This is a genomic window from bacterium (genome assembly GCA_016708315.1).
GTDB lineage: Bacteria > Zixibacteria > MSB-5A5 > CAIYYT01 > CAIYYT01 > JADJGC01.
In genome coordinates, this window is record JADJGC010000002.1 from 457,174 (window position 1) to 470,962 (window position 13,789).

Annotated in this window: 10 protein-coding genes; all 10 read right to left on the reverse strand. The window is 50.7% G+C overall.

Annotated features, from left to right (window positions below; genetic code table 11):
- Positions 1 to 117: 117 nt before the first annotated feature.
- Complete coding sequence (locus IPH59_02380) at positions 118 to 873, reverse strand: TSUP family transporter (GenBank protein MBK7090559.1); 756 nt, start codon at positions 871 to 873, stop codon at positions 118 to 120.
- Positions 874 to 903: 30 nt separating this feature from the next.
- A complete protein-coding gene (locus IPH59_02385) occupies positions 904 to 2,583 on the reverse strand; it encodes a transporter (protein MBK7090560.1) in 1,680 nt (559 codons plus the stop codon).
- Between the two features lie 162 nt (positions 2,584 to 2,745).
- The gene (locus IPH59_02390) at positions 2,746 to 3,873 is read right to left on the reverse strand and encodes a T9SS type A sorting domain-containing protein (protein ID MBK7090561.1); all 1,128 of its coding nucleotides are present in this window, start codon (positions 3,871 to 3,873) and stop codon (positions 2,746 to 2,748) included.
- Between the two features lie 247 nt (positions 3,874 to 4,120).
- The gene (locus tag IPH59_02395) at positions 4,121 to 5,068 is read right to left on the reverse strand and encodes an OmpA family protein (protein MBK7090562.1); all 948 of its coding nucleotides are present in this window, start codon (positions 5,066 to 5,068) and stop codon (positions 4,121 to 4,123) included.
- A 149-nt stretch (positions 5,069 to 5,217) separates the two neighbouring features.
- Entirely contained in the window at positions 5,218 to 6,417 is a 1,200-nt protein-coding gene (locus IPH59_02400) for an OmpA family protein (protein ID MBK7090563.1), read from the reverse strand.
- 211 nt (positions 6,418 to 6,628) lie between these two features.
- Complete coding sequence (locus IPH59_02405) at positions 6,629 to 8,158, reverse strand: histidine ammonia-lyase (GenBank protein MBK7090564.1); 1,530 nt, start codon at positions 8,156 to 8,158, stop codon at positions 6,629 to 6,631.
- 206 nt (positions 8,159 to 8,364) lie between these two features.
- Complete coding sequence (locus tag IPH59_02410; protein ID MBK7090565.1) at positions 8,365 to 9,687, reverse strand: HDOD domain-containing protein; 1,323 nt, start codon at positions 9,685 to 9,687, stop codon at positions 8,365 to 8,367.
- A gap of 44 nt (positions 9,688 to 9,731) precedes the next feature.
- Positions 9,732 to 10,955 carry a ribonuclease H-like domain-containing protein gene (locus tag IPH59_02415; GenBank protein MBK7090566.1) on the reverse strand — a complete coding sequence of 408 codons (1,224 nt, stop codon included), beginning with the start codon at positions 10,953 to 10,955 and terminating at the stop codon, positions 9,732 to 9,734.
- Positions 10,948 to 11,877 carry a HEAT repeat domain-containing protein gene (locus tag IPH59_02420; GenBank protein ID MBK7090567.1) on the reverse strand — a complete coding sequence of 310 codons (930 nt, stop codon included), beginning with the start codon at positions 11,875 to 11,877 and terminating at the stop codon, positions 10,948 to 10,950. The genes IPH59_02415 and IPH59_02420 overlap by 8 nt, the downstream gene beginning before the upstream one ends.
- Positions 11,874 to 13,769 carry a hypothetical protein gene (locus IPH59_02425; GenBank protein ID MBK7090568.1) on the reverse strand — a complete coding sequence of 632 codons (1,896 nt, stop codon included), beginning with the start codon at positions 13,767 to 13,769 and terminating at the stop codon, positions 11,874 to 11,876. Before IPH59_02425 ends, IPH59_02420 begins: the two co-directional genes overlap by 4 nt.
- Positions 13,770 to 13,789 lie beyond the last annotated feature (20 nt).

A 13,789-nucleotide genomic window follows, 5' to 3' on the forward strand; every position in this document is an offset into this window, starting at 1 on the left:
ATTATATGGCTCTATAAAGTTCATCTTTTTATAGTTCGACTGATTTGATCAGTTTATTGAATATTGATGCCGCATCGCTGCACCCGCAACGCGTTGTCCGTCAATTTGTAATAGCGATTATTTGAAGTAGTCAGCGAATAGTTTGATGGTCGTAGCCAAGACGACAATTACAAATACCGGGCGGATGAATTTCGCGCCACGCTGGATGGCCATATGTGAACCAAAATAGGCTCCGATGGTCTGGCCGACAGCCATTATGAGCCCAACTGAAAACATGATGTTGCCACCAATTGCAAACGCAATCAAGGAAACGATGTTGCTGGTGAAGTTCATCAGCTTTGTATAGCCGGTCGCTTTGAGGAGATTCAGACCCATTAGTGAAACGAACAAGAAGGTCCAGAATGAGCCCGTGCCTGGACCGAAAAAGCCGTCATAGAATCCCAAACCGAGACCGATGACGATGTAAAACACATTCTTGTGGATACGTTGTTTCGTATCGAGGTCACCCAGACGCGGCGAGAAGAGGAAGTACACGAGAATCGCGAGGAGGAGAAAAGGAATGATCTTTTCAAGCAGATTTGAATCGAGGACTTGTACGACATACGCACCTGATGCCGCTCCAACGGCGGTACAGACGATTCCCCAGAAAGCTTCTTTGATGTTGATGATGCCTTTGCGGTAGTGGTTCATTGTTGCAGTAAAGCTGCCGAATGAGGACTGGAACTTATTCGTGCCAAGTGCAAGATGCGGAGGCAAGCCCACGGCAAGCAATGCCGGAAGTGTAATGAGGCCACCGCCACCTGCGATAGAGTCGATCCATCCGGCAACAACTGCCGCAAGAAAGAGTGCTCCGAGGATGAGTGGTGATTCCATCAGTTGATTGTCAATTCGGAATGCCGGAATTTAGAGAATGAGAGTAGTGACAATGATCTGCGCCAGCATGATTTTGGCGATCATAGATGCCGGCTGGACGGTTGCATACCAGACATTAGGCAGGTCGCTCTTCGCCTGCTGATTCGCGTAAGCGAGGCATGCCGGCTGAGTTTGGATTCCGGACATCATTCCCATGACACCGAGCATCGGCAGTTTCAAGTATTTGTAGCCGATGAGAATCGTGGCGATTGTGGTGAACGATGTGATCAACCCGCCGGCGAGGAACAACCCCCACGAGCCAGCTTGGAATGTTGCACCAAAGCCATATCCTGCTTTCGTTCCGATAGCCGCGAGAAATAGCACAAGTCCGATTTGCCTTAGAACGAGATTGGCCGCGTGTGGAAGTCCCCATTGAATAGGCCCGGTGCGCTCCAATCGACCTAAAATCAAGCCCACGACCAAAGGACCGCCGGCAAAGCCAAGTCGGAAGATTCCACCTCCCGGCAGGGGAAAAGGAATCATACCGACAAATACGCCGAGCACGATACCAAGTGAAAGAGAGAGAAAATCCGTTTCAGAGAGCGATTGGACGGAATCGCCGAACAGTTTGGTTATCTGCTCTTTTTGCTGGCGAGCGACAACGACAAGAATCCTATCTCCCATTTCGAGGATTGTGTCGGGAGTCGTAACGAACTCAACGCCCGAACGATTCAATCGAGTTATCGCGCCTTCGAAATGGTGCTCAGCGCGGAGTTCGCGAATAGACTTCCCTACTACCGCTTTGTTCGAAACGAACAACTGAGTGTAGGCGGTATCGTCACGGCGTTGGGCCACCTGCTCAGAAGAGACTTCGCCAAATAGGACATGGGCACGAACCAGCGAAGTCTGCGTGCCAACGGCAACCACGAGATCTCCCATCAACAAGGTCTTGTCAGGAGCTGCAATGAAGACCTCTTCCCCATGCTTGATTCTGCTTAGTACGAAACCTGGAGAACCAAGGAGTTGAAATGCCTCGTCGATAGTCTTACCATTCACTGCCGGATTGGTGATCTTATACGTCTGACTGATAATCTCTTCAGGCGCTTCTGATGAACTGCGGTCAGCCGCTTCTTTTGCATAGTCGACCTTGAAGATCTTGGAGAATATGAAGAACCAAAGGATTACGCCAAAGACGCCAAAAAGATAAGAGACTCCATACGTCACAACTGGGCTGTTGATATAGGTTTCCCGAAGCTCTGGCGGAATAGAACCGGATAATCCTTTGACGGCTTCGACAGCGGCGGCAAGCGCCGGTGTGTTAGTGAGCGAGCCGCAGAATAGGCCGGCGATGCTTGGTGCGGACATGCCGAGAATGTTTCCGAGTAGTGCTGCCAACAGTGCCGCACCAGTTAGGACTGCTACGGCAATCAGACTAAAGCGAACGCCGCGTTTCTGGAATGAAGAGAAGAACCCCGGCCCTGCCTGGAGCCCCAGCGCGTACACAAAAATCACCAGTCCGAGGATGTAGATGTATTCGGGAAGGTTGAGTCTGTTGTCAATCGCGCCCGCCCCCATGCCAATAAGGAGGACCGCGGCAATGCCAAGGTTGAACCCGAAGATCTTGATATTCCCAATGAGATAGCCAAGGCCGATGATCGTGAAAAGCAAGAGCAGCGGATTTTCCGCAAGCAGATTAATGAAACCGGTGAAGAGATCAGCTAGTCCGAACACGTCGACCTTTCTAAGTGGCGGCGCCACTAAGCGAATGCGGCAGAGGATTTACGAAATTGCAGTCATTAACGCAAGCGAATTGGAAGGAATTATTTGTGGCCGGATGTGCTGGTTGTATGGTTACGGGTACCCGACTTGAAGCCGGGTACCCGAGTTGAGCAATTACTTGAGAAGCATCATTTTACGTGTCGAGGAGTTTTCACCGGCAGTCAACCTATAAAGGTAAACTCCGGAAGCCAACGGAGCGCCGCTACGATCCCGGCCGTTCCATTGAATCCGATAGGCGCCTGCGGACTGAGTACCGAAGTTCTCTTCCCAAACGGTACGTCCCAGAATGTCGAAGACCTCAAAGGTCACAGGCGCACTCTTGGCGATCGAATAGGAGATACTGGTTTCGGGATTGAATGGATTCGGGCTGTTCTGCTCTACTGAGAAATCTGACGGCAATGTCGAGGAGCTGACTTCGTAAACTGGCGTGGTTGCTTGAACGAAACGGTAGTCGGCTGAGCCGCTGTAAGATGTTCCACTCGGGTAGACAGACCTGGTCACGTATACTCCGGCGCCATTATAATCGACGGTCATGAACTGAAGGTGATCGGTAGAAACCTGCGTTACGATAGGCGTTTGCCCCGGGTAACTGACTGTCGAAGTGATATACATTGTGCCTTTGGCACGGATTGCAGAAACCTGGCGGTTCTTATACTTGATCGTACCCCAAGCATCGCAGACCCACTGGATGCTGTCCTTTACGGTGTTGGAATAGAGCAAGGTGTCGTGGTCAAAGGTGTCGAGAGTATACCGCCACTTGGTGATCCAATTGCTATTTCCAGTCACTGGAAACTTGTATTGCAGAGAAGGCTCGTCATATACAATTTTGATCGTATCCAAATTCGGTGCAACTCCAAAGGTGGTGAACGTTCCGTGCATACGAATTTCATTCGTTGGTGTGCTGAAGAATGTCCACGATTGCAGGGAGCCCGTAGCCCAAGCTTTATCTGCCCCGGGGAAGTAACTGCTGCCAGGAACGGTACCAGCAGCGACGACGGTTGAACTGTAAAATCCAAGGTCAAACGCAATGTTCGAGAAATCCCAAGTGTGCCCACCACCTGTGCCCGCAGAGAGCGCCAGCCAATCTAATGTTTGAACAGGAAATGAGGTCATACTAGTCGAACGGCTATTGGTGCCGAGAGAGTTCGGCGAATCGCTTTGATTAATTGTTATCTGTCCGAAAAGCGGCACAGCGACTAGAAAAAGGGCGGCGAACATCACCAGCGTTAACTTAGTTCTCATTGTTTCTCCTGCGTATAAGGAATCTGTTGTTTCGAATAGACTTGGATGCACCGCATCGTGTTATTGGATAAGAAGATACGATGACCACCTAATGCTGATCATTATGGCGATGAGTTCTCTTGTGGTGCTTTGATTACAATACAATATTTCTCTAATTTGTCAATCTTTATGTACGTCGCCGTAGAAAAACAGCCGAAGCAGTAGCTCCGGCTGTTTAGAGGGCACTTTATACTGCGTCGGATTACAGCTAGATGAGATCTACTCTCCGGTTGCCTTGGCGGCCCTCAGGTGTGTCATTGGTGCCAACCGGTTTGGATTCGCCGTAACCCTTGGATTGGAGGCGAGATTCGTCAACGGCGTAATTCGCCATAAGATATGCCTTGACGGAGGCTGCGCGGCGCTCGCTTAAGTCCTGATTTGCTGCGTCCTCACCCATGCTGTCGGTATGTCCTTCGATTGAGATTTTCAAATCAGAGTGATCCTTGAGCATGTTGCCAATCTGTTTCAGAGTCGGCGTAGATTCGGGGCGAATAACGTCGCTACCGGAAGCAAACAGGATTCCTTGTGTGGAGAATTTGCCTTCAGCCATGAGTTGATCGTACATGATCTTTTTCGCACCCTCGGCGATGCGGATATTGCCAATCATGAGCGGATTCTCTGAACTGGCCCAGATCTGAACGGGGAGGCTGTTTGACCGGCCAAAAGTCGTATTGGGTACGTTGGCAACTTTTTGCGGGAGGACTTCCGGGAGTGGGATTTCAAACTTTGCGGCATTATTGGCACGGAGCCAACGCTGGCCCTTCCACTCGACCACTTCCATGTTCCCTTCCTTGAATTCGAGGCGCTGGGGAAAATCTCCGACACCAGTCGTGCTGAAGTCTTCGAAGTAGACGATGCGGTCGCCGGGAATGAAGTCATAATTTGCCCACACCCCGTCACCAGGTTTTGCATTTTCACTGTCGTCACTTGCCCCAGCGGCTGATCCAGACGAAGCGGCACTGCCGGATGAGCTGCCATCGCCTGTCGAATTGTTTATTGCCCCGTCAATTTCCTTGTCGGTTTTCTCGTCCGCCTTTTTCTCGATCTTTTTCTCGGCTTTCTTTTTCAGTTTGTCGCCGATTCCCGCGTGGGTTGCAGCCGACGCGACTAGCATGAGGCAGACAATGACAGACAGCGCAATCTTGAATGATTTCATGGCAATTCACTCCTATTTGAGAATCTACTACGTAGGTCTATATATATCCATATCAGTGCAAGTGGTCAACAATAAATTGGCTCTGAAAAACGAAAGAGGCGAAGGAAGCATGACTTCCTTCGCCTCTGCAGAATACTGTTATATGAGGACTATAATTTGATTAGCTCGACGCGACGATTGTTCTGGCGTCCTTCGGGAGAATCGTTGGGGCTGATCGGCTTCGATTCGCCAAAGCCCTGAGTCTGCAATTGTGCATCTGCAACGCCGTACTTCTCGATTAGGAATGCCTTTACGGAGGCCGCCCGGCGCTTGCTTAGGTCCAGATTAGAAGCGTCATCCCCGACATTGTCAGTATGGCCTTCAATGGAGACATTCAGGTCCGGATGATCTTTGAGCATCGTTCCGATGTCTTTCAAGGTAGGAGTTGACTCGGGTTTAATGACGTCGCTGCCAGACGCAAATAGTATTCCCTGCGTGACGATTTTGCCTTCCGCCATTAGTTGGTCGTAGAGAATCTTCTTTCCGCCTTCAGCAATGCGAATATTGGTGATCATCAAAGGGCTCGCTTCCTCTGCCCAGATTTGAACAGGCAGACTATTGGAACGCCCAAAGGAAGTGTTAGGAACATTCGCAACGCGAGTGTCATTGACATAGACCTTCAGATACTTGCCATCGCTCATTGCACGGCAGTGGGCGATCTTCTCTTTGGCACGGGCTGGGAGATCTGCGGACGCGACGAAATTGCCGCGCCGACCGACTCCGCAACCAAGGTACCAGAAGAACGTCACTTGGTTGTTATCTTCCTGTTTGTCGGTACCGTCGAATATGGAAATTGTATTTGCGTTTCCGGGTCCATAGTAATCGAACTCGAGTGTGAACCGCTGCGGGAGAACTTCGGGCAGAGGGATCTCAAGTCTCGCGCTATTGTTAGCGCGCAGCCATCGCTGTTGTTTCCATTCGACGACCTCCATATTCCCTTCCTTGAAGTCGAGGCGCTGCGGAAAGTCGCCGACACCGGTTGTGGTGAAGTCCTCGAAGTAGATGATTCTATCTCCGGGGATAAAATCGTAGTTTGCCCAGACACCGTCGCCGGGTCTTGCACCTTCGCCACCACCGCCTCCACTTCCGCCAGAGGACACATCATTGGCAGATTCAGAGGAGGTCCCCTCACTCGAACCGCCGTCGCCAGCAGCTTTATCTACGGCTTCGTCAGCTTTCTCATCGGCCTTCTTTTCGACCTTCTTCTTGACCTTGTCCTTGAGAGCTCCGCCGATGCCGGCACCGAGGGGTGATGCAGAAGCGAGAAATGCGGCGAGCGCGAGGAAGCAGATAAATCTGAACGGTTTCATGTACAACTCCTGAAGTGTGTTTTAGTTTACTGCAAAGACATTAAGTGGACAGTTCAATCCAGTCAACGTTAAAATGGAGCAATAAGTACAAGAAAGAAGACGTTTAAAGGGCTGATTTTAAGTTTGCAGGATTTATGGAGGCAATCAAGACGGATAAAAACAACGCCCGCACAAGCTTCGCTGTACGGGCGTGTATAACCAAACGGAAGAACTACTCAAGCTTGCCGATTGCCGATTCGACGGCATCAACAATCTCGCCGGAGGCAACGACTTTGGCGATTGCGTTTATATCGGAGTGAAGCGGTCGATCCTCTTCCAATACAGTGACGTACTTTCGTACGACATCGTAAGCCGCCTGAGAGCCCTTGCCTGCCTTAGCGGGCTTGAGGAACTCAAACGCTTGTGCGGCAGCGATAATCTCCATGCCAATAACGGCGAATCCGTTCTTGATTATGTCGCGTGTTTTGAGAACGGTAGTCATACCCATGGAAACGAAATCTTCCTGATCGGCTGCGGCTGGGATTGAACCGATAGAAGCCGGTGATGAGAGGATGCGATTCTCGCAGACAAGTGATCCGGCAGTGTATTGCATAAGCATCATGCCGGAGTGCATTCCGGCACCCTTGGTGAGATACGCCGGCAGTCCCATCGAGAGCGCCTTGTTGAGAATGCGATTGAGACGGCGTTCAGACATGACGTTAATCATAGTTATGCCGGTGCCGATGTGGTCGAGTGGATAAGACATCGGAGTGCCCTGGAAATTGGCGCCGGTTAACACGAATCCGGAATCGCCTTCCGGGAAGAAGATCGGATTGTCGCCAACACCATTTAGTTCTATTTCAAACTGTGCAACAGCATAGTCGAGAGCGTCCCAGACTGCGCCGATGACCTGCGGAGTCGAGCGAATTGAATAGGCGTCCTGGACATTCTTGCCTGTACGCTCCATGATTTGTGATTTCTGCATGATCTCGCGAAGATGGCGCGCGCACTTGACGGCGCCGCTGAATCCACGGATGGTATGAACGGGTTCTTCAAACGCTTTGGCATTGGCATTGAGCGCTTCGAGTGTCATGGCGGCTGCGATCTCAGCGGTCTTGGTGAGCATGATTGCATCACAGAGTAGGATTGACCCGGCTCCAGCGATTACGTTCGAGCCGTTAATCGACGCAAGTCCGTCGCGAGCGGCGAATTTAATAATCGGAACGCCAGCTTTATCCATAGCGGCCTTGGCAGACATCCGCTCACCCTTGTAGAATGCTTCGCCTTCACCAATCATCACTAACGCCAGCTGCGACATCGGCGAAAGGTCACCACACGCGCCGACTGATCCCTTCTCACATGCAACTGGAGTGACACCGGCGTTGAGCATTGCCACCATCGTCTCGACGACGCGCAAGTTGCAGCCGGAATGTCCCTGAGAGAGTACGTTGACACGCGAGGTGTGCGCCGCACGTGCATACTCAATGGCAAGTGGATCACCGTAGCCGGCCGCGTGTGAGTAAACCAGGAACTTCTGGAACACTTCAAGCTGTTCAGCTGGAAGGGCGACTTTGGCAAGGTCGCCGATACCGGTGTTGATGCCGTACATAATCTCCTGCTGTTCCACTTTCTTATCAACAAAGCGGCGACAGACATTGATTCTTTCGACGGCTGCTGGAGTGAGTTCTATCTTGTGATTGAGTCGAGCTACATTCAGGATATCGTATATTGTGAGCTTCTTCTCACCAATTCTGACAGTCATCCAATACCTCCCGTGGTGTCGTGACTGCTTCAAATTGCGCCTCGCAGCAGGAAAAAACAAGCTAATTCTTGCCCTGCAATTGCGGGATCAGGTCTCTTGAAATCGACCGTAAAGGGCTATGACGTTTGGAATCAGAAGTGAAGGACGAAGCGATTTGTCGAGTGATTTGGATTGAAGTTAAGGGGTGGCGTCGTTGAGAGTTGCGCCTAGTCTGTTGGAGTCGAGACTTTAGAGATGGCGGCTTCCTCAAGTGCGATTGACGAAAGACGAGCCTCTTTTTCGAAGTCGATAATTTTGGTGTTGTCGTGATAGATGGCGGTCTTAAAGACGGTGACTTTCTTGAGTTTATCGATTACCGAAGTGATTTGTTCGGCGTTCTTTTCGTAGACTGCCAATGATTTTGCGAGAACACCATCAGGGTCATCGACCTGGCCATTATTCATAGACATCTCAAGCAGTTGAGTACGACCGGAGATCGAAGCAACGGCATTGTTGAGATAGTGCGAGAATGTGGCAACGATGGCTTGTAATGATTCGAGTGCGACACGCTGGAGCTTCTCTTCGTCGAGTTGTTCTTTGGTCTGCATAAGTTCGCGGTACAACTGCTCGGTGTAGCTGTAGAGCGAATACAGTTGATTGGTTGCCTGCTGGAGCAGTTCAGCTGTGGTGCCGACATCGACATCGAGATATTGAGAAGTTTCCAGTAAGCGGCTCAATGCTGAGTACTCGATTTCCTTCAGATCTGTGCCTGACAGACCCAGATTGTTTGCCAGTACTTCCCTGTTGCTGAGAACGCTGTGACGTTGCGCTGCATTAGATTCGATTGTAAATGTTGCGAGCTTGTCGGCAAGATTCACGATCTGCGGCAAGCGATTCTCTGCTGTATTGTCATTGCGTGAGAATATGTCGTGGTGGCTTGCCATGGCTACGCAATAGCGGTCAGGGAAATTCCAAATCCGTCCAAGCATTTCTCCGGCGGCTGCATGGTCGATTTCGAGAATCTGCTTTTCGATATTGACCATGTCTTCACCGCTTGCTACGCTCTGAAGCACCTTGCCGTATTCACGGGGATAGAAGCTGTCGAGAACAAGAATGCCGATATCGTGAATGGAGCCGCAGATAAATGCTTCTTCGGCAAGATTTGGCGCTACACGATTGGCAATTAACTCGGCAACGCAGGCAACATTGAGAGAATGTCTCCAGAAATCCTTCAGGTCGATTCTTGTTCCGATCTTGTTGGACAAATCGTAAAGTGACAACGACAATGCGAGCGCTTTGACTTTCGATGCGCCAAGGGTCATAACGGCATTTCTGACCGACGAAACTTGCTGTGCCCTTCCGTAGAATGGCGAGTTTACGATTTTGAGGATTCGAGTCGACAGGGCGACATCGCGGATGATAACTTCGCCGAGTTCGGCTAACGATGCATCGGGATCATCGCAAATGCGAAGAACCTCGGCCATCACAGCCGGGAGAGTCGACAACGACCGGAAGGTCGATAGCTTGGCTTCGAATTGCAGGCGGTTCATCTGTAGAAGTTATCGACAGATATTGCGATTGATATAGGAGAAATTTACTTCGTACGCTGAAGAAGACGCCGACGTCGCTTGTCGAGTGTTTCATTCCAAAACGCAACTCTAGTATAAGAGATTTCGGCAAGCGGACTGTCGAGGTATTCGAGGGCTTGAACAACAAATTCAGTCGCACGCGCGATGTCCCGCTTCTTATGCTCCAGAATCTTCGCAGACTCGTTTAGCGCAAGGAGACGTGTCTCGCCCTTGGCTGAAAGCAAGTTAGCGAGAGTTGCCAATGCGTCATCGTGGCGCCCCAGTTGCTTGTGTAGCTTGAAAGTATGAAGACAAAGAGCAGTACTTTCCCCATCGCTGCCAAACGAAGTCAGTTGCCGATCAGCGGCCGCACAGGCACGTTCGACATTGCCCTGGCGCTGGAAGAAGCGCGAGATTCGTAAGGCATCGAGCGGAGAGTAGAATCCCGATTGTTCCGCACGGTCGAGATAATTTTGTACGACATCTGCGAGAAAAAGCAACGTGACAATATCAAGGCGATTGTGTAAGAGCACACCGGCAAGGGGTTCGGAATGACCTCGACGCAGATAGTCGAAGTAGAGTTGCGGGATGAGATATCCGGGAGTGTCATTATGTCTGAACACACCCAACAATTCGCGTTCAAGAGTCTGAAGGGTCGTATCGTCGAAACGGCCTTTCCAGAACCTGCGGCAGCAATGGAGAAGATCGATGTGGAGCACTCCGGCGAATGGTGTCTTCATTCGGTGCATCGTGTAGCGAGTTTCGAGAAGCGGCAGATCGAAGCATTTGCCGTTAAATGTGACAACGACACTGCGGTCTTCAACGATTTCCGCAATGGCATCGAGCATTGCCGGTTCGTCAGGATAGTCGGGAAGAAAGAACTGATGAACAACTAGTCTGCCATCGTGAACGATGCCAACTCCGACGAGAAATGCCACCGTACCGGAAGCGGCGGACAAACCAGTAGTTTCGGCGTCAACAAGAACGAGATCAGAGAGCGCGATTTTTCGATCAGTTGCGGCAAACTCAAAATGCGAGTGGTCGAAGTACTCGCGTTCGAATACGGTTTTGAGCGAACAGGTGCCATGCGCAAAACCGGGTGGGTAGGAAGTCGACAAGAGAAGAAATCGCCCTTGTTCCCCAGCGACGATATCGCCGCCGATCTCAAGCGCAAAGGACTCGATTGCCGCAATGTCGGCATCAAGTGGACGAGGACTATTGAATTTGTCTAGAAAGTCAAACTTACTCATCAGATTTTGAAGTAGAAAGGTAGCTTAGCGCTTCACCGATTTGCGAAAGCACAAAAACGTCCTGTTCGAATTTCGAGAGCTTCTCGATTCTCGACTTTGCTGTCTTGTCCCCTACTCTCACGAGACTCCAGACTGCCCATCCTCGCACTGTTGACGCAGAGTCAAGGAGAGATTCTTGAATCATGCCCTTGGCCTGATCGATTCCAAGTTGTCCGGCAAGCCGCAAAAGTAATACGTGCTCCCGCTGATCTTTGCTGTTGGTCATTGCAGCGACAATCTGCGTGTGCGCAATCGAGTCAATTGAGACCAATGCGTCATAAGCAGTTAATCTTACCACAAATGATTCGTCATTCAGGGATGTTATCAGAACTGGAATCGAAGAGGGCGATTTGTTTAGCCCGAGTCCATACATAACACACTTGCGGACAATGTCGATTGAGTCTGCAATTAGCGGCTCGAGCATGTTGGCAGTTGGCGCCCCACCACCCGACTTGCCGATCGCGGTTACAGCCTCTGCTCTCACAGTGAAGTCCTGGTGTTTGGTCGCAGGCAGCAGGTGTGATATTGCTGCAGTGTCTTTGACCTCTGCTAAGCATCTAGAAGTAGTGCGCAACTGGTCCTTGTTTTCAGTCACAAGTGCGCCTACAAGGTAACGAGTTGCGCTCTTACCGATTCCGCGGAATATTTCCACCAGCGTGACTTTCTCGCGAGCGTCGGTGGTAGTCAATTTTTCGACTAGATATTTCGAAGCTGAGTCTGCCATTGCAATGAGCGAGTCCTTCGAAGGTTTGACCACGCTCTGATATCGGATTTCGCCGGAAGAGGCTTGGCGGAAAAGGCGATTTACTTCGGATCTTGAGTCTTGCGCCGTGGCGCTTGACGCCAGCGACATAAAGACGATACAGAGAATCAGATACTTCACTTCTTTGCCTCGGAATTCAAATCGACTCCAATGCCCCATTTTGACGGAGTTACCCAATAGGTATTGTCCTTGCCGAATCCACGGTATGCATCGTTGCCACCGAGATCAAGAAACAAGCCGATCGAGCCGAACTCGCGACGCGGGTTGCCATACCCGTGCGTATTTGTTTGGACACGTGCGATATGACCGTCGTCGCCCCGTAAGTCGATCAGCATGCCAATGCCGTTAGCGGAGCCTGCGGCCTGCGACAGGTCGGTTGCGCTGTACTGATCATTGCCACTGCAATCAAGAAGCAAACCGAAAGCGACATCGTGTCCGCAGCCTTGTGAAACGCCTTTTGAGCTGTATAGATCGTCACCAGTGATATCAATCAGTGTTGCAAGACACATGTGCGTAGCGGCGCCCTGCGCGTATTGGTAAGCAATGTAGTTGTCGTTGCCGCCATAGTCGAGTAATCCGCCAAGTGCATACCAATAGGATGCGCCTTGACCGAAAATGTCGGCGGCATATTGATCGTTTCCTGCACCGTCGATCAAGAGTCCGACACCGCCGGAGAAATACGGGCGCAGTCCATAACCGAAGCCTTGTGATAGTGAAATGTAGTGGTCCTCGTAGCGGAGTATATCACCATACTTCCAACCAGCCGCGTAACTGTCATTTCCGGTACGATCAATAAGCGCCGACGCGCCCATTATGAATCCGAATCCCTGGGAATAGAGTGCAGCGTTGTATGTGTCTCTACCTGCCATATCAAGCAGAAGTCCGACACCGAAAGATGATGCAGCCTGACAGCCAATGTTACCTTTGTAGGTGTCGTCGCCGGCGCGATCGATCAAAATCCCGGTGCCGAATAGTCCGCAACCCAACGAGAAGTCGCCGGAAACATAAAAGTCGTTTCCTGCCCAGTCGTCCAATATCCCCGTGCTGAAGAATCCAGCGCCTATGGCATGTGCCGAGCGTGCGAAGTAGCGGTCGTGACCGGACAAGTCAATAATAATCTGATTGCGAAAATCGGCAGAGCGCGTCGGGTAGAATTCGTCATCCCCGCCAAGGTCAATTATGAGATCAAAGAAACCTTCATAACGATCACTTCCCGTGCCTCGAACGGCGACACGTCCAAGCGGAGTAGAGACATCTTTGAATTGAGATAATAAGTCGCACTTTGCGAGTCTGTCGACCAGGTCAGGATTTCGATCGAGCCAATCGACTAAATTCTGGTGAGCTGTGATGACGGCAGTTTCGACTCCCGCAAAACCACGAAGGTTATTGGTTTCGCTCAGATTCTTGAAGCGAATCGCCAGCTGCTCGTGGTATTTCTGTATCTCGTCCATTTCCTCAAGCGGTCGGTCAACATCCTTCTCTTCTTCTTGCAGGAATACGGTAAATGTATCGGTGAGGAAATGCTGTACTTCCGGACTCAATTCCCTTAATAGACTCAACTGCTTTGTAGCTGCAATTGCAAAGATAGTCTGGCTCACATAGTGTGCCAACGAATCGCAATCGCGACGAATCTTGATGAAGTTGTTGAAATAGTCAACCGTCTTTTGCTGCCAGGTAGTCAGTGAGTCCCGGTCAACGACTGCCGGATGCTGGAGCTGATTCTGGAGCAGAAGATAGTGATCGAGAACTGACCGAGTCGAATCCAGCAACAGATCACCATTGGACTTCAGGTGGTGTGGAATCCCAAGAGGCCTGCGGGTCAGCGAATCGATGAGGTCAAGTCGGAATGCGTCACGATCAACCCAATTGGGATGGAAGCCGACATCGGATGTGTCAATGCCGATTATATTGAGCGAGTAGTTAATGGTGTCGAGTGGGAATCGATAGTCATCAGCTCTGAGGTTTGTCGAAGACAGAACGAGTAAGCTGATGAGTAAAAGTACGGTGCGCATAAAAGCAAGCTAACCTGCTT